The organism is Micromonospora sp. CNZ286, from assembly GCF_014207755.1.
Genome location: NZ_JACHIZ010000001.1, coordinates 6,067,515 through 6,083,816, shown reverse-complemented (window position 1 = coordinate 6,083,816; position 16,302 = coordinate 6,067,515). Strand labels below are relative to the sequence as shown.

General features: G+C 71.3%; 17 protein-coding genes and 1 pseudogene. 11 read left to right on the top strand and 7 right to left on the bottom strand.

Annotated features, from left to right (window positions below; all coding sequences use genetic code 11):
- Nucleotides 1-156 precede the first annotated feature (156 nt).
- Nucleotides 157-1,314, bottom strand: a complete 1,158-nt coding sequence (locus FHX31_RS27085; RefSeq protein WP_184977415.1) for a peptidoglycan DD-metalloendopeptidase family protein — start codon at nucleotides 1,312-1,314, stop codon at nucleotides 157-159.
- A 134-nt stretch (nucleotides 1,315-1,448) separates the two neighbouring features.
- Between FHX31_RS27085 and FHX31_RS27080 the strand changes: the two genes are divergently transcribed.
- The gene (locus tag FHX31_RS27080; protein WP_184977414.1) at nucleotides 1,449-1,925 is read left to right on the top strand and encodes a TspO/MBR family protein; all 477 of its coding nucleotides are present in this window, start codon (nucleotides 1,449-1,451) and stop codon (nucleotides 1,923-1,925) included.
- A gap of 15 nt (nucleotides 1,926-1,940) precedes the next feature.
- Here FHX31_RS27080 and FHX31_RS27075 read toward each other — a convergent pair whose 3' ends face one another.
- The gene (locus tag FHX31_RS27075; protein ID WP_047891462.1) at nucleotides 1,941-2,819 is read right to left on the bottom strand and encodes a helix-turn-helix transcriptional regulator; all 879 of its coding nucleotides are present in this window, start codon (nucleotides 2,817-2,819) and stop codon (nucleotides 1,941-1,943) included.
- A gap of 133 nt (nucleotides 2,820-2,952) precedes the next feature.
- On the opposite strand from FHX31_RS27075, the gene FHX31_RS27070 reads away from it, so the two are divergent.
- The 3 genes from FHX31_RS27070 to FHX31_RS27060 all read left to right on the top strand — a co-directional run bounded on the left by FHX31_RS27070 (nucleotide 2,953) and on the right by FHX31_RS27060 (nucleotide 5,349).
- Complete coding sequence (locus tag FHX31_RS27070; RefSeq protein ID WP_184977413.1) at nucleotides 2,953-3,858, top strand: oxidoreductase; 906 nt, start codon at nucleotides 2,953-2,955, stop codon at nucleotides 3,856-3,858.
- 87 nt (nucleotides 3,859-3,945) lie between these two features.
- Complete coding sequence (locus FHX31_RS27065) at nucleotides 3,946-5,013, top strand: DUF2855 family protein (RefSeq protein WP_184977412.1); 1,068 nt, start codon at nucleotides 3,946-3,948, stop codon at nucleotides 5,011-5,013.
- Nucleotides 5,014-5,151: 138 nt separating this feature from the next.
- A complete protein-coding gene (locus tag FHX31_RS27060; protein ID WP_013283824.1) occupies nucleotides 5,152-5,349 on the top strand; it encodes a hypothetical protein in 198 nt (65 codons plus the stop codon).
- 75 nt (nucleotides 5,350-5,424) lie between these two features.
- Here the strand turns inward: FHX31_RS27060 and FHX31_RS27055 are convergent, their stop codons facing one another.
- Nucleotides 5,425-6,717, bottom strand: coding sequence for a GAF domain-containing protein (locus tag FHX31_RS27055; protein WP_047891460.1), 1,293 nt, complete (start codon nucleotides 6,715-6,717; stop codon nucleotides 5,425-5,427).
- Nucleotides 6,718-6,873: 156 nt separating this feature from the next.
- Between FHX31_RS27055 and FHX31_RS27050 the strand changes: the two genes are divergently transcribed.
- Nucleotides 6,874-8,289, top strand: coding sequence for a glycoside hydrolase family 6 protein (locus FHX31_RS27050; protein WP_184977411.1), 1,416 nt, complete (start codon nucleotides 6,874-6,876; stop codon nucleotides 8,287-8,289).
- Between the two features lie 401 nt (nucleotides 8,290-8,690).
- Nucleotides 8,691-9,722: a sporulation protein gene (locus FHX31_RS27045; RefSeq protein WP_184977410.1), complete on the top strand. Its 1,032-nt coding sequence runs from the start codon at nucleotides 8,691-8,693 to the stop codon at nucleotides 9,720-9,722.
- A gap of 245 nt (nucleotides 9,723-9,967) precedes the next feature.
- Here FHX31_RS27045 and FHX31_RS32885 read toward each other — a convergent pair.
- Nucleotides 9,968-10,336 (bottom strand): annotated as a pseudogene (locus tag FHX31_RS32885) (MmyB family transcriptional regulator); the annotation flags it as partial.
- A gap of 658 nt (nucleotides 10,337-10,994) precedes the next feature.
- Between FHX31_RS32885 and FHX31_RS27035 the strand changes: the two are divergent.
- The 3 genes from FHX31_RS27035 to FHX31_RS27025 all read left to right on the top strand — a co-directional run bounded on the left by FHX31_RS27035 (nucleotide 10,995) and on the right by FHX31_RS27025 (nucleotide 12,347).
- The gene (locus FHX31_RS27035; RefSeq protein WP_013283829.1) at nucleotides 10,995-11,291 is read left to right on the top strand and encodes a helix-turn-helix domain-containing protein; all 297 of its coding nucleotides are present in this window, start codon (nucleotides 10,995-10,997) and stop codon (nucleotides 11,289-11,291) included.
- A gap of 247 nt (nucleotides 11,292-11,538) precedes the next feature.
- Nucleotides 11,539-12,003, top strand: coding sequence for an ATP-binding protein (locus FHX31_RS27030; RefSeq protein ID WP_091330284.1), 465 nt, complete (start codon nucleotides 11,539-11,541; stop codon nucleotides 12,001-12,003).
- The gene (locus tag FHX31_RS27025) at nucleotides 12,000-12,347 is read left to right on the top strand and encodes an STAS domain-containing protein (RefSeq protein ID WP_235437409.1); all 348 of its coding nucleotides are present in this window, start codon (nucleotides 12,000-12,002) and stop codon (nucleotides 12,345-12,347) included. Before FHX31_RS27030 ends, FHX31_RS27025 begins: the two co-directional genes overlap by 4 nt.
- Nucleotides 12,348-12,415: 68 nt before the next feature.
- Here the strand turns inward: FHX31_RS27025 and FHX31_RS27020 are convergent, their stop codons facing one another.
- Nucleotides 12,416-13,609 carry a PP2C family protein-serine/threonine phosphatase gene (locus FHX31_RS27020; protein ID WP_184977408.1) on the bottom strand — a complete coding sequence of 398 codons (1,194 nt, stop codon included), beginning with the start codon at nucleotides 13,607-13,609 and terminating at the stop codon, nucleotides 12,416-12,418.
- 44 nt (nucleotides 13,610-13,653) lie between these two features.
- Complete coding sequence (locus tag FHX31_RS32880; RefSeq protein WP_091330283.1) at nucleotides 13,654-13,995, bottom strand: hypothetical protein; 342 nt, start codon at nucleotides 13,993-13,995, stop codon at nucleotides 13,654-13,656.
- Nucleotides 13,996-14,198: 203 nt separating this feature from the next.
- Between FHX31_RS32880 and FHX31_RS27010 the strand changes: the two genes are divergently transcribed.
- On the top strand, nucleotides 14,199-14,402 hold the full coding sequence (locus FHX31_RS27010; RefSeq protein ID WP_007074326.1) for a cold-shock protein: 204 nt from the start codon (nucleotides 14,199-14,201) through the stop codon (nucleotides 14,400-14,402).
- Nucleotides 14,403-14,590: 188 nt separating this feature from the next.
- Here FHX31_RS27010 and FHX31_RS27005 read toward each other — a convergent pair whose 3' ends face one another.
- A complete protein-coding gene (locus FHX31_RS27005) occupies nucleotides 14,591-15,436 on the bottom strand; it encodes an SDR family oxidoreductase (RefSeq protein WP_091330282.1) in 846 nt (281 codons plus the stop codon).
- A gap of 120 nt (nucleotides 15,437-15,556) precedes the next feature.
- Here FHX31_RS27005 and FHX31_RS27000 point away from each other — a divergent pair, with 120 nt between their 5' ends.
- Complete coding sequence (locus tag FHX31_RS27000) at nucleotides 15,557-15,913, top strand: winged helix-turn-helix transcriptional regulator (RefSeq protein ID WP_091330281.1); 357 nt, start codon at nucleotides 15,557-15,559, stop codon at nucleotides 15,911-15,913.
- Nucleotides 15,914-16,302: the final 389 nt, after the last annotated feature.

The window sequence follows — 16,302 nt, the reverse complement described above, 5'->3', positions numbered from 1 at the left end:
TGTGTGCCGCCCGGCCAGGCCGCACTCGAGGTGGCAGGAGCTTATGGACGTTCATCGATGGATTGCAATGGATGTGGGCATCCCGTCTGTGTCATACGCCGCGCGCGCCGGCGCCGTGCTCGGCACCGGCGCGCGCCGGACGACGGGAGTCCGGGGTCAGCACCAGCCGTTTATCGGCCCGTTGACGCCGGTGGACAGGTAGGCGTCGGACACCCAGCTGCCGTCGCTGAGCCGGTCCCACAACGCGGTGGTGCCGTACCGGCCGGTGTGCGAGGTGCCGTTGGCGGAGCAGGAGACGGTGACCGTGGCGCCGTCCGCGAGCGATCCGAGGACGCCGTACCCGGTTCCGGGACCGGAGCGCCGGGTCAGCGTGCCGCCGCCGTTGGCGTCGACGACCCCCTGGTTGAAGCCGAGCGCGCCGTAGTTGTAGACGGCGCCGCCCACGCCCGCGAAGGCGGATCCGTGCCGGGCGCCACCCTGGTACTCGCCGGCGCCGTTGACGAAGTCCCACTTGCCGATGCCGTGCCCGGCGATCGGGACGTAGACCGAGTTCTGCCTCAGCCCGAAGTGCACGTGCCGGCCGGTGGCGGAGCCGCCGCAGGTGACGTCGGTGCCGGTGTAGCCGAGGTACGCGCCCTGCCCGACGGCGGCGCCGTTCACCGAGATGCTGCTCCACAGGTGGTAGTAGTCGGTCGAGTAGCCCCGGTCGTGGATGACCCGGATCCACCCGGTGCACATCGTGTACGCGGTTCCGGCCCGCGCGGCCCGGACCACCTGGTCGCCGCCGGCGAGGTCGACGGAACTCCACGGCGCGCCGCCGCCCCAGCCGTGCGGCCCGCCGGTGAGCGTCCACGTCTGCCCGACCGCGAACGGCAGCGCCATGCCGGTCCGGAAGTCGCTCCCCGCGTACATCGGTGCGACTGGCGTGGTGAACACCGCCTTCTCGTCCGTGTTCACCAGCGGTGACGCGGCGGCCAGGTCACCGAACGACGCCTCGCCGTCGAAGGCGACGGTCCAGCCCTTGCCGTCGGCCCGCGCGAGGAAGACCGACCCGGTGGGGTGCGCGTCCCGGGACCGGTCCGCCAGCAGCACCGCGGTGCCGAAGGCCCATCCGCCGCTCGCCCGGGTGACGGTGACCCGGGTCCGCTGCGGCCCGGCGGCCCGGGTCGCGGCGTCGGCCTGGCCGAGGAGTTTCGCGGTCACCGCGTCGGTGACGGGCGCGGGTGCCGGGCGGGGCGCGGCCGAGGCCGGGGCCGGCACCACGGCCCAGGCGCCGATCGCCGCCAGCGTGAAGGAGAGCACGAGCCGTCGCATGGGGCCTCCTATCGACAAGCATCACTGAATGGCGAGGCTATCGAAGGGCATGAAAGTTGTCTACGAGTTCCGCATGCTCCGGTGAAGGATCTGTGCGTCGGGTTGATTCGCGGCTGGCCGGGTAGCTGAGCGGTATGCGAGTACCGACCCTGGTCAAGACCGCGGCAGCAGTCACCGCGACCGCCGCCGCGGGCGCCGCCGCCACCTCCACCGGCACCTCGTCGCGCTGGTACCGCCGTCTGCGCAAGCCCGCCTGGCAGCCGCCGTCGGCCGCGTCCCCCCTGGTCTGGACCCCGCTGTACGGGCTGATCGCGGTCGCCGGTGCGCGGGCGCTGGACCGCTCCGAGGGGCCCGAGCGCGCCGCGTTCGCCCGCGGCTACGCGCTCAACCTGGCGCTCAACGCCGGCTGGACCGCCCTGTTCTTCGGCGCCCGCAGGCCCGGCGCCGCGCTGGCCGAGATCGCCGCGCTCAACGCGTCCAACCTGGTGCTGCTGCGCCGCGCGGCGCGCACCGACCGTCCCGCCGGGGCGGCGCTCGCCCCGTACGTCGCGTGGACCCTCTTCGCCACCGCGCTCAACGGCGCGATCGTCGGCCTCAACCGGGGACGGTGACCGGCGTTCCGCTGATCAAGGTCGGCCGTCGGCGGACGCCGGGCGGGTCGCGCGCCATGACGCCAGGAGCCGCAGCCGATCCGCGTCCGGGCTGCCCGGCTCGGCGGTGAAGACGAGCATGACCGGGCCGGGACTGCCCGGCAGCGGATAGGTGTCCCAGTCCAGGACGATGTCGCCCAGTCCTGGTACCCGGAACGTCTTCGTGCCGCTCACCGAGGCGCGGACGTCGTGCCGTGCCCACAGCCGCCGGAACTCCGCGCTGCGGATGCTCAGCTCGCCGACGATCGCGGTGGCGCGGGGATGGGTCGGGTCGTCGGCGACGGCGGCGCGGAGCATGCCGATGTAGTCGAGCGCCTGCCGCTCCCAGTCCGGGCAGCTCCGTCCCCCGGTCAGCGCGTCGTCGAACAGCAGCAGGAGCATGTTGAGCCGGCCGGGCGGATGGTCCGCCGGGTCGCCGAGCAGCGCCTGCGCCATCGGGTTCCAGTCGAGCAGGTCCAGATGCCGGCCGAGGACGACAGCCGGCGTGTCCATCACCCGCAGCAGCCGCCGGGTGCCGTCCGGCACCCGCTCCGGCTCCCGGTCGACGCGGGCGGGCACCGGCCGCCGGGCGGCCCGGGCCAGCGTGAACAGGTGCCGGCGTTCGGTGTCGTCCAAGCCGAGGGCGCCGGCGAGCGCGTCCAGGACGTCGTCCGAGGGGCGTACCTCCCGGCCCTGCTCCATCCGCTGGTAGTAGTCGGTGCTCAGCCCGGCCAGCAGGGCCAGTTCCTCCCGCCGCAGGCCGGTCACCTTGCGCCGGCCGCCCGGCTCCAGGCCGACGTCGCGCGGGCGCAGTCGGCCGCGCCGGGCGCGCAGGAAGGCGCCCAGCTCGCGTGCGTACGGATGCGGGCTGCTCATGCCGCCAGTCTGCCGCGACGCCGCCCGCCCAGGGTAGGTCCCGCGGACCTAGGCAACCGTGAACGACCGAGCCGGGCCGGAACGCTCCTAGCGTCATCGCTCGACACGAACCGCCGTACCCGAGGAGCAGCAGATGACCGGATGGACCGCCGACCGCATCCCCGACCAGCGCGGCCGGGTCGCCGTCGTGACCGGAGCGAACTCGGGCCTCGGCCTGGTCACCGCCACCGAACTGGCCCGCCGCGGCGCCCACGTCGTGCTGGCCGTGCGGAACACCGCCGCCGGCCGGCAGGCCGCCGGCCGCATCGGCGGCGACACCGAGGTACGCGAGCTGGACCTGGCCCGCCTCGAATCGGTACGCGCGTTCGCCGCGAAGCTGACCGCCGACCACCCGACGATCGACCTGCTGGTGAACAACGCCGGTGTGGTGCTGCTCGGCCCGCGCCGTACCTCCGCCGACGGCTTCGAGCTCCAGTTCGCCACCAACATGCTGGGCCCGTATGCGCTGACCGGCCTGCTGCTGGACGCCCTCGCCGGGGCACGGGCGGCGCGGGTGGTGAGCCTCAGCTCGCTCACCCACCGCAACGCGCGGCTCGACTTCGGGGACCTGATGTCCGAGCGCGACTACCGGGCCTCCGCCGCGTACGGCCGCTCGAAGCTCGCCACCACCGTCTTCGGCGTCGAGCTGGACCGTCGCGTGCGCGCGGCCGGATTGCCGATCGTCAGCGCGCTGGCGCATCCCGGTCTCACCCGCAGCAACCTCACGCCGCGGGCCTGGGAACACCGGGGCCGGCTGGGACGAATGATCGGGCGGCTGGGCCTGCTCGCCACCCAGCCGGTCGAGCAGGGCGCCCTGCCGCAGTTGCGGGCGGCGACCGACCCGGAGGTACGCGGCAGCCAGTTCTTCGGCCCGTCCCGGCTCTTCGAGACCTGGGGTCCGGTGGCCAAGGCGCGGCTGAACCGGCAGGCCGCCGACCCGGCCGTGGGTGAGCGCCTCTGGGCTGCGGCGGCGGAGCTGACGGGTGTTCGTTACCTCTGAACCGGCCGCGCGCAACGATGCGGTCGAGTGGGATTTTGCACTCCCAGTGCACTTGTCTCCGGTTTCCCGGCTGCCTAGCGTCAGGCCATGGCTGACTCGTGGACGTTCGCTGTGGCCCGTGACGACCTCGTTCGCACCACACTCGTCGACGGCGCTGTGCCCGACCTCGTCGACGGGGAGGCGCTTCTGCGCGTGGACCGCGTCGGCCTGACCGCCAACAACGTGACGTATGCGGTGCTCGGTGAGGCGATGCGCTACTGGGAGTTCTTCCCGCCGCAGCCCCGAGGACTCGACGACCGGTGGGGCCTCCCACCGCTGTGGGGCTTCGCCGAGGTGGTCGCGTCCACAGTGTCCGGCGTCGAGCCGGGACACCGGGTCTACGGCTACCTGCCGCCTGCCGGCCACCTGGTGGTACGCCCGGACCGGGTGGACGCGTCCGGGTTCCGCGACGCCAGCGCGCACCGGGCCGGCCTGCCCTCGCCGTACAACTCCTACCGGTCGACCACCGGCGACCCCGCCTACCGGGCGGAGCAGGAGGACCTGCTGATCCTGTTCCGGCCGCTGTTCTTCACCTCGTTCATGCTCGCCGACCAGGTGATCGACGAGGACGCCTACGGCGCGCGGTCGCTGGTGCTGTCGTCCGCGTCGAGCAAGACGGCGTACGCCACCGCGTTCGAACTGCACGGCCGCGGCCCGCGCCTGATCGGGCTCACCTCGCGGGGCAACCTCGCCTTCACCAGGTCGCTGGGGTGCTACGACGAGGTCCTCTCCTACGACGAGATCGGCGTGCTCGACGCCGTACCGACCGTCTATCTCGACCTGTCCGGTTCACCCGCCACCCGCGCCGCCCTGCGCGCGCACCTCGGCGACCTGCTGGTCCGGGACATCGCAGTCGGACTCACCCAGCAGACGCCCAACGCGGGTGCCGCCGGGGAGGTCTTCTTCGCGCCGGTGCGCATCCGCAAGCGGAGCCAGGACTGGGGTCGCGACGGGCTCGACGAGCGGTTCGCCGACGCCTGGCAGCGGTTCTCCCGGGTGGTGAGCGGATGGCTCGACGTGCGGGTCGGCGCCGGTCCGGAGGCGCTGCGGGACGCGTGGCTCGAGGTCCTCGCGGGCCGTACGCCACCCCGGGTGGGCCACGTCGTCCAGCTCTGAGCCCGTCGCCGATTCCGGCCGTGGCGCGCCCGCCCGGCCGATGCGCGCTAGGCTGACGACGCGGGGTACCGATGACTGATCGCCACCCCCTGCTTCTCCCACGGTTTCCCAGCCGCGACGACTGAGTCGAGCGCTGCCGTGCAGATTCCCTTGGAGCACTTCGTGCCCGACAACACGTTCGCCCTGAACCCCTTCCGTGTGGAGGGGGTCGGAGCCACCGACGACGAGCGCAGTCCGATCGCGGACGTCAGCGCCGAATCCATGACCCGTCTGCGGAGCCCGTTCGCCGCGGCGCAACCCGCTCGCGAGCCGGCCGGCGCGCCCGACGGGCGCTAGGCCGTCAGCCGGGCGTGACGGCCCCGGCCGTGCGCACCGGTCCCCTTGATGGTGTCGCCGGGCGCGGTCGAGTGGTCAGCGGTTCAGGTAGGCGGCCAGGCCGCCGAGTTCCTCGTTGGCGATGAAGACCGAACGCACGTTGATGATTGCCTCCTCGACGTGGAGCGGGCAGCCCCACGCCGAGTCACCCCACGAGTCAGCGATCTTGATCTCGGCGGGTGCCGTGCAGCCGTCGCCGCCGCCGAGCTGACACCGTTCGGGGCGGGGAGTGGCGGCCTGCGCGGCTGCGGCGGCGCGCAGCCGGGCGGTGAGTTCCGCCGCCGCGGCGGCACGCTGTTCCGCCTCGGCCCGTAGTTCCCGTTCCGCCCGCACCACCCGTGCCAGCTCGTCGTGGGCGGCCCGGGCGCGGGCGTCCGCTTCGGCCTTCGCCTGTTCGATGTGGTGGCGTTCGATGGCCAGGGCGGCGGTGCCGGTGAAGACCCGGGCGAGCGCCAGGTCGGCGTCGCGCGGGACGCGCGGGGTGCGGTGGTACATGGCGAAGGTGCCGAGCAGGCTGCCGTCGCGGGCGAGGATCGGCGTGGACCAGCAGGCGGCGAGCCCGGCCCGCTCGGCCAGGTCGCGGAAGTCGGCCCAGAACGGGTCGGTGGCGATGTCGGTGACGATGACCGGCTCGCGCCGGTGCGCGGCGGTGCCGCACGAGCCGACACCCTCGCCGGTGGCGATCCCGTCGATGGCCTGGTTGTAGAAGTCGGGCAGGCTGGGCGCGGCGCCGTGGCGCAGGTGCAGGCCGTCGGCGTCGGCGAGCAGGACGGAGACGAGCACCTCCTGCGGCGCGAGGTTCTCGATGCAGCGGGCCATCCCGTCGAGCACCTCGGCCAGCGGCGCCTGCCGGGCGATCTGCTCCAGCATCGCGCGGTGTTCGGCCATCAGCCGTTGCGCGTGCTTGACCTGCGTGGTCTCCACCCCGATCACGCGGATCCCGGTCACCGTGCCGTCGGCGTCGCGGCGCGCCTCGTAGGTGAAGTCGAAGAACGCCTCCCGCGCCTGCGACCCGGTGCCGAGCATGATCCGGGCGTCGTGGCCGGTGTAGGACTCGCCCGTGCGGTAGACCTCGTCCAGCAGGGCGATGAAGCCCTGGCCGTCCAGTTCCGGCATCAGCTCGGCGAGCGCGACCCCGGTGCGGGCGCGTTCCTCGCCGATGGCGGTGAAGAACGCCGGGTTCGCCGCCTCCACCACGTGTGTCGGCCCGGCGAGCGCCGCGAAGACGGCGATGGACTTGCCGAACAGCGTCCGCAGATCCTCGTCCGCGGGCCGCCCGGTGACCGACGGATCCGCCGTGGGCAGATGCTGGCCTGGTAGCGCCGTCATGCCTGGTCTTCCTCCCACGCCCGCTTCGTCGACCGTCGCCAGATTACGGGGCAGTGGCCGACGTTCACATCTTGGCATCGACGCCCGCCTCCGTTACCGTCGTGGGAACGCTCCCATGAACTTAGATACGTCTATGTGATCAGGAGGAAACACGACGTGGCTATCCTCTCGTCCCGCCGCAGATCAGCGGCCATCAGCGTGGCCGCCGTCGCGGGCCTCGCCGCGGCCGGCGTCGGTTTCGCCGTCGGTGGCGCATCCGCCGGCACGGTGTCCGGATCGCTCTACCGCGACCCGTCCTCGGCGGTCGTTCGCTGGGTCGCCGCCAACCCCGGCGACTCGCGCGCCGCCGTCATCCGCGACAAGATCGCCAGCCAGCCGCAGGCGCGCTGGTACGCCAACTTCAACCCGTCGACCATCCAGTCCGAGGTTTCCAGCTTCATCGGCGCCGCCAACGCGGCACAGCAGATCCCGGTGCTGTCGGTGTACGAGATCACCAACCGGGACTGCGGCGGCGCCAGCGCCGGCGGGGCGCCGGACCTCAACCAGTACCAGACCTGGGTGTCCAACTTCGCTCGCGGACTCGGCAACCAGACCGTCCTGATCATCCTGGAGACCGACTCGCTCGCGCTCCAGACCTGCCTGAGCACCGGCGAGCTGAACGCCCGCAACCAGGCGCTCACCACGGCGACCCAGACCATCAAGTCGGCCAACCCCAACGCCAAGGTGTACCTCGACGGCGGCCACTCGACCTGGAACAGCGCCAACGACACTGCCAACCGGCTCCGCGCGGCCGGCGTGCAGTACGCCGACGGCTTCTTCACCAACGTGTCGAACTTCAACCCCACCTCCAGTGAGGCGAACTTCGGCCGGGCCGTCATCTCCGCGCTCAACGGCATGGGCATCTCCGGCAAGCGGCAGGTCATCGACACCAGCCGCAACGGGGGAGCCGCCGGGGACTGGTGCGCCGACGACAACACCGACCGGCGCATCGGGCAGTACCCGACGACGAACACCGGCGACGCCAACATCGACGCGTACCTCTGGGTGAAGCCGCCGGGTGAGGCGGACGGCTGCCGCTACACGGCCGGTTCGTTCCAGCCGGACCTGGCCTTCAGCCTGGCCAACGGCGCGCCCAACCCGCCCACCACCGCGCCGCCGACGACCAACCCGCCGACGACCGCGCCGCCGACCACGGCTCCGCCGACGACCGCGCCGCCGACCACGGCTCCGCCGACGACCGCGCCGCCCACCACGGCGCCGCCGACCACCCCGCCGCCGGCCGGTAACGGCTGCTCCGCGGCGGTCGCGATCAACCAGTGGAACGGCGGCTTCACCGCGAGCGTGAACGTCACTGCGGGCTCCGCGGCCATCAACGGCTGGACCGTGACCGTCGCGCTGCCCGGCGGCGCCGCGATCACCGGCACCTGGAACGCCCAGGCCAGCGGCACCAGCGGTACCGTCCGGTTCACGAACGTGGGCTACAACGGGCAGGTCGGCGCCGGCCAGACCACCAACTTCGGCTTCCAGGGCACCGGCACCGGCCAGGGCGCCACCGCCACCTGCGCCGCCTGACCGGAACCGACCCCGGGGCCCGGCGCGGAGGATCGTTCTCCGCGCCGGGCCTCTCACTTCGCCGCTGCTGTCCGCAACGGATTCACGAACCGCCGTGCCCGCCTCAGGTTGCGGGCCAGCTCCTCGCGGTTCTGGTACGCGTGGCGGATCCACGCCGGCGCGAGCCGCGAGGACCTTCAGGCCTCCGTCGACGTCGCCATGCGAGCCGTCGCGGCACTACACCCCGGTGTCGGAGGGTAACCGCCTGGATTCACTCAGCTACTTCTCAGGTGGCGTTGGTAGCTTCCCCGCTCGACGGCTTCCATTATGGACGCCGTTGATCTCGTTGTGGCACAAGGGTTTCACGTGAAAGTTTCACGGTCCTCGTGTCGCGCGTACGGCGGTCGTCGAGGGAGAGGTTCGTGGTGTTCAAGAAGATGCTGGGCGCGTTCGGGGTGGGCGGCCCCAACGTCGATACGGTCCTGTCCAATCCGAGCACCCGCCCGGGACTGATGCTGGCCGGGCAGGTGAACCTGACCGGCGGCAGTCACGACGTGGAGATCGACCACATCACCGTCGGGCTGGTCACCCGGGTGGAGATCGACGGCGCGGAGGAGGAGTACGACGCCCTCGTCGAGTTCCACCGCGTACAGGTCGCGGGTGGTCTGCACCTGCGCGAGGGTCAGCAGTTGTCGCTGCCGTTCCAGGTGGCGATGCCGTGGGAGACCCCGGTGACCGACCTGTACGGGCAGCATCTGCACGGTATGACCATGGGCCTGCGCACCGAGGTGGCGATCCGTGGCGCGATCGACAAGGGCGACCTGGACCCGGTGTACGTGCACCCGCTGCCGGTGCAGGAACGCATCCTCGAGGCGTTCGGCCGGCTCGGCTTCGGGTTCAAGGGCGCCGACCTGGAACGCGGGCACATCTCCGGGCTGCACCAGAGCCTGCCGTTCTACCAGGAGATCGAGTACTACGCCGCCGCGCAGTACGCCCACGGCGTCAACGAGGTCGAGCTGACCTTCGTCGCGAACGAGCACGGCGTCGACGTGGTGCTGGAGTTCGACAAGCGCGGTGGCCTGTTCACCGGCGGCCACGACTCGTACGGCCGCTACCACGCCGCGCACGCCGACGCCGACCGCGTCGACTGGGCCGCGCAGGTCGACACCTGGGTCCGCCAGGCCCTCGACGGCTACCAGAGCCTGCACACCGGCCACGGCTACGCCCCGCCCGCCCAGGGCTACGGCGCGCCCGGCTACGGGCACGCCGCGTACGGCCACCCCGGCGGGCACTACAAGGAGGAGCACCACCAGGAGCGTCACGGTGGTCCCGGCATGGGCGCGGTCGCCGCGGGCGTGGTCGGCGGCGCCGCTCTCGGCTTCGCCGGCGGCATGGTCGCCGACGAGGTCTTCGACTCCTTCGGCGACGACGAGGGCGGCGACGAGGAGGCGTGAACCACTCCTCCTCACGGATGCCTTCCACCATCACCGCCGTCGGCGACCTGGGCCGTAACCCGTACTTCCGGACCGCCAACGCCCTGGCCGCCCTGACCGGCATCAAGTAGCCCACCGTCCGGCGGCCCGGAGACCTCTCCGGGCCGCCGGACGTCGGCTCCGGCTGGTGTGGTGTCACCGCGATCCACACCGAGCTGGTCTCCACCGGCGAGCGCCTGGGTGCCGACGACAGTGAGCAGGGCCAGGCGGTCGGCATCCTCGGTGCCGGCTCGGCCGTGTAGATCATGATGCGCAGGTCGCTGCCCGCCACGGGTGAGCGCGTCGCAGTCCAGGGTCAGCGGACCCACGTACGGATGATCGATTGTCTTGCGGGCGGCCTCGTGCCGGCCGACGGCGCCGGACTCCCACAGCTCGGCGAAGCGGTCACTGGTCGCCTGCGGTTCCGCGACCAGCCGCGGAGCCGTTCGTCGGCCGGATGCCGGCCGCCTGCCGCGCGCAGGTCCGCGACGAGCGCGTACCCGCCGGCGAGGGCCTCCGGAGGGCTGCGTCTTGGGCGGTGAACGCGACCAACGCGGCCGACTCTGGTACGTCGTCGACCGCGCGGCGGTCTTCATCGCCGGTAGGTGGCATCGGCGTCGGGTCGTGTCGCCATGGCGCGCGCCCTGCTTGCTCGGCGGGCCAGTCATCCTGATGACCGTCGACCAGGAAATCTGGGTTGGAAAGACTAGACATCTTCTGCGGTACGGCATACTCTTCTTCGAGTCGAGAGGAAAGATCCGTCAAGACGCAGACGGGCCGTCCGGCCGTGAGGACACGACGGGCGGATAGGAGAGGAACATGCTTCACCGTTCCTCTTGAGAGGCAGTAAGAGCACGTCAGTTCCGGCGTGACACACGCCGGGGTGCAGGCGGGGCCAAGGTTCTTTCAGGGCTCCGGCTGATGTTCGCTGCACGTGTCGGGGCTGTGAAGTCGCGTGGGCTCCGGCGCCGGCGGACCGTACGACAGCAAGGGAAACGTGTACGCAGAGGAAAGGGAGGGCCTTACACCGTTGGATCGCCCGCCGTCGGTCGTCATGTCAGGCCGGGCGGACACCGCAGTTTCCATCGAACGAGAGGTGGTCTCCGGTCACGCATATGCGATCCTCGCACCCGAAGCCGTCAATGACGGCTGGTGCGGATACGACAAGCCGACGTTCCGGTCGGTAGATGGTGTTCTGACCCGTAACCCTGGGCCCCGGCGCTTGTGCGCCGGGGCCCTCGACGTGGAGGTGACATGGGGCAAAACCCCGAAGACATGTTCGGCGATGAGAACTACCCGGCCTACACCATCGGGCAGGCCGCGGAGATGCTCGGCACCACTCAGGACTTCCTGCGTCGCCTGGACGAGACAAAATTGATCAATCCGCAGCGCTCCAGCGGCGGGCACCGCCGCTACTCCCGCTACCAGCTGCGCCTGGCTGCCCGGGCCCGGGAAATGGTCGACGACGGCACCGCCCTGGAGGCCGCGTGCCGGATCATCATTCTGGAAGACCAACTCGAGGAAGCCCTCCGGCAGAACGAGAAGCAGTAGCGGGGGCTGCGGCGACAGGACTGACCAGCCCACCCTTCGTGCGAGGTCGTCGGCGGGCGATGAGCCGGCCGGCCCACCAGGCGAACGCCCGGGTTCCCGCCTCGGACGGTCAGCCCCGCTCGTCGCACCTCTTCACATCCGGCCGGCGACCGCAATGCTGTGCGTGACCGGCGGTCCGAGGGGTCGCCGTCTTACGCCTGGCCGGCGTGCCCGGGCGCGGCGGATCGGCTGCGTGTAGCGTCCGATCATGGGCAGCGGCGGAACGGACGACGTGGGTGCCGGGTGGAGCACCGCTCGCGGCGCCGGCGACGTGGCGTTGTTGTCGGAAGAGATCACCGCTGCGCGGGTTACGGCGCTGCGTCACGCGGTCGCCGCGGCAGCCCGTTCGGCGGGTCTGGTCGGCCACGGGCTGGAGGACTTCGTATTGGCGGTGCACGAGTTGGTCACCAACGTGGTGCGCCACGGCGGGGGCAGCGGCGAGGTGCGTCTGTGGCAGCACCACGACCTGCTGACCTGCCAGGTCAGTGACAACGGGCCCGGGCTGGGTGAGATTGCCGTCGCCCTGCCGTCGCCCGGGGAGGTCGGCCACCGGGGACTGTGGCTGGCACAGCAGCTCACCGAAGGACTGATGATCGACAACTCCGGACAGGGAACGACCGCCTCGGTGACAGCGCAGCTGCGCCCCCGATCGACCGTGCACGAGGAAGGGTGACAGTGGCCACGGAGCAGACCTGGCACTGGCATGTCGACGTCGGTGCTGATCGTCGTGTCCTGGCGCTGTCCGGTGAGATCGACATGTCGGGCGCCGATCGGCTCGATGACCTGCTGCACGAGACGGTCGCCCAGGCCGGGACGGTGGAGATCGACCTGGCAGGGTTGACCTTCATCGATTCGACCGTACTCAGCATCCTGGTCGGAGCGCACCACCACGCGGTCGACCGGGGAGTGGATCTCACCCTGCTCAACGCCACCGGGCAGGTCCGCCGGATCCTCGACCTGACCGGCATCATGCAGCTGTTCGGCCGGGTGGCAGATCCGCCACCCACCGCGGTCTGAGTGCGCGAGGCGGGGAATCTCGCGGCGGGCGGCGGAACAGCCGTTGCGACGCTGGGACTGCGGGGCGGTCAGGCCCTGCCTGCCGTGGGCTCACGGAAGCGGACCATGAGTACGGTGGCGTCGTCCTGCAGCCGGTCATCCTGGTAGGCGAGGATCGCGTGAACGAGACGCCGCGCTGTCTCTGGTAGCGGCAGCCCGTCGGCCAGTGCTCGGACGGTGAAGTCGACCAGCCGCTCGGTGCCGAACCGTTCCCCGTCGGCCGAGCGGGCCTCGATGATGCCGTCGGTGTAGAAGAGCACGTCGTCGCCGGGTTCGAGGGCTTCCTCGACCACCATCGGAGGACGCCGGTCGCCCAGGGCCACCGGCAGGGCGGTGGGCGTGGGCAGGACGGCGGCGACCCTGCCGCGACGGAGCACCAGCCCGCCCGGGTGTCCGGCGGAGATGACCCGCAGCCGGCCGGTGCGCTGGTCGAGTTCGGCCAGCACGCCGGTGATCAGTCCGCGCCGGTCGTGGTCACGCGCCGCGGTGTCGATGTGATGGTAGGTCTCGACCAGGTCGAACCCGGCCCGACGGGCATTGCGGTACGCGGCCAGGGCCAGGCTGGCGAGCATCACGGCGCGCATCCCGCCACCGGAGCCGTGCCCGACGGCGTCGAACAGGGCGAGGTGGGCGATGTCGCCGTTGACCGCATAGTCGAAGGCGTCGCCACCCACGTCGTAGCAGGGCTCCAGGATCCCACTGATGATCACGCCGCCGGTGGAGAAGGTGAGCGGCGGAAGTTGGGCGCGCAGCATCTCGGCGGGCAGGCGCATCGGCTCGCGGCGGCGGACCGACTCGATCGTGTCGCTGTGGTGCGATCGGGTGATCACCAGCTCGGCGAGCAGGGAGGCCACCGCCTCGAACGCGGCCACCGCGGAGTCAGGCACGGCAGCTGCGGCGACCACCTCCGCGACGCCCACGCGCTCCAGACCGTTGAGCAGCGGCAACCACAACCGCGCACCGTCGTCCACCGGGCCGCCGAACGGGCGCAACATGCTGAACGCCCGGCCGGCCAGGGTTCCCTCGATGGCCAGCGAGACTCGACGCGGTGCGTCCGGACCGGGCAGCGCAAGCAGCTGACGCTGCTCGTGGTCGACCACATAGAGGATCATGTCGTCGGCGCCGAGCTGCCGGGCGGCCCGCCGTGCCATCCCCGGCAGGTCCTCAGGCCGGGCGTGGTGCGACTGCCACAGCAGACCTCGCAGTGCGTCCCGCTCGCTCATACCCACCGACCTTCGCCCCCGCCCACGCGGGGCTGCCCGAGCGGTCAGAGTACGCGGGCGCTCCACCCATCACGCGCTGGTGCGCCACGGCCATGACCGTCGAGTTCGGTGCGGCGGGTGTTGGCGAAGCCCTCGGCCGTGGCGAGTTGGTCGCGTAGGGCAGTGGCGGCGGGTGTGGAACGTGGCAAGCCGGTCAAGCAGATCGGCGCGGTCGGTACCGGTCGCGGTGTTGGGTCGAGGACGGTGAGGAGGTCGCGCATTTCGTCGAGGGGAACGGCGCCACCCAGGGTGAGCGCATCCACGATCGTCAGGCGCGCCGGGTCGCCGAGCGCGGCGTGGATCCGGGCGCGCCTGCGCAGGGAAGCACGCTCAGTGGCCGGATCCACTCATCGCCATCGGATCGACGGATGGTGTGCTACGGTAGCCGAGTTGCAGTTTTGATTTCCGTAGACGTTTTCCGGCGCCTGATGGGGCATCTGAAACCCATCCAGGCGCTTTTCGTTTTTCGTGTCGTTTCGACGCGGGTGATCAACGCGGCGGCGTAAGGGTCCGCACAGTGCGGTCTCTAACAGCCTGCGAAGGAGCAGACATGACTACAGGTACCGTGAAGTGGTTCAACGCCGACAAGGGCTTCGGCTTCATCAGCCCGGACGGCGGCGGCGCCGACGTCTTCGCCCACTTCTCCGCGATCTCGGCGAGCGGCTTCCGCAGCCTCGACGAGAACCAGAAGGTGGAGTTCGACATCACCCAGGGCCAGAAGGGCCCGCAGGCGGAGAACATCCGCCCGCTCTGATCCACATTCTCTGAACGGCGGCCCGACTGGTTCAGCGGGCCGCCGTTCGGCGTTTCATGCGCTAACCACGCCATCGCAAAAGTCATGGCCGACGACGTGGAGGCCCTCGTCGACAACCTGGTGAAGCAGCGGGCCGAGCCCGGCCTGACCGCCTACCCGCAGCGAGGGGCGGCGGCCAGGGCCGGGCGTCAGAGTGCGGCGCGGATCGCCTCGGCGAGCGTTGTGGGGGTGCGGCCGAGCAGGCCGGCCAGGTCGTCGCCGACCTCCAGCTCGCCCTGGGCGAGGCCCCGGTCGCCGTCGGCGAGCACTGCCGCGTACCCCTCGGGCAGGCCGGCCGCGACCAGCAGTTCGGTGTACTTGTCCACGGGCAGGTCGAGGTAGGAGATCGTGCGACCGGTCTGCCGGGAGATCTCGGCGGCCAGTTCGGTCAGCGTGAAGGGCACACCGCCCAGCTCGTACACCTTTCCGGCCTGGCCCGCTGCGGTGAGCACCGTGGCGGCGGCCTCGGCGTAGTCCGCGCGGGTGGCGGCGCTCACCCGCCCGTCACCCGCCGCGCCCGCCACCCCGTGCTGGAGGTACGTGGGAAGCTGGCCCGTGTAGTTCTCCAGGTACCAGCTGTTGCGCAGGAACACGTGCGGCAGGCCGGAGTCGCGGATCAGCTGCTCGGTCGCCTTGTGCTCGGCGGCGAGCACGAGGCTGGAGGTGTCGGCGTGCGCGATGCTGGTGTAGGCGACCAGCCCGATCCCGGCCTCCTTGGCGGCGGTGACCACGTTGCCGTGCTGCACGATCCGCTTGCCGACCTCGCTGCCGGAGACGAACATCAGCTTCTCGGCGCCCGCGAAGGCCGCCTGGAGCGACGCGGGGTCGTCGTAGTCGGCCCGCTGGGTGACCACTCCCAGCGCGGCGAGGCCGGCGAGCCGGTCGACGTTCCGGCCGAGCGCCACGATCTGGTCGGCGGGTACGCCCCGGTCGAGCAGCGCTTCGACGATCAGGTGACCGAGGGGACCGGTGGCGCCGGTGACGACGATGGACATGAGCACTCCTGTTGGTTGCGTATCAACTGTCTTCCCACGCCAACGGGAACAACGTGTCATTACTTCCTGTTGGAGAGTGGGCACCTTCGAGTTCGGTACGCACTGAAAGAGAGTGACAACATGCAGGCCGACCCGTTCAACCGGAACTGCGGCAGCCGGAAGGTCCTCGACCGGATCGGTGACCGCTGGAGCGTGCTGGTCGTGCTCACCCTCGCCGCCGGCGACAAGCGCTACGGCGAGCTGGCCGAGCGGATCGACGGGATCAGCCAGAAGATGCTCACCCAGACCCTGCGCGGCCTGGAGCGGGACGGCATCGTCACTCGCACCGTGCACGCGAGTGTGCCGCCCCGGGTGGACTACGCGCTCACCGACCTCGGCCGCAGCCTGCTGGAGCTGGTCGCCGCACTGGAGGCGTGGGCGACCACCCACCTCGTCGAGGTCGAGGCCGCCCGCGCCCGCTACGACGCCCGCAGCTAGGTGTACTGCCGTGTCTCGTGGATCTTGGACGAGATCGCGTAGCCGGATCTTCGCCGTGACGGCCCGGGCGAACCGGTGCCAGCGGGGGTCATCCCGGCCGACCGCCGGTCGCAAACAGGGGTTCGTGTGCTCGGCGTGTGGTCGTGTGCTCGGCGTGTGGTCGTGGGCTGGGCGAACAGGGGTCCGGGGAAGTGGGTGAACGCCTGCCACTCCCTGCCACCCCAGGTGAACCCCCAGGTCGCTGGACTGTGTCCGCGCGCCCTCGTAGCTCAGGGGATAGAGCATCGGTTTCCTAACCCGACGCTCCGCGCGTAGCCGCACGCAGGTGACCTGCGGCTTTTCCTTTTTCTTCCTGCGGTGGCCAGTCGCACAGCGGTGGTGCTGTGGTC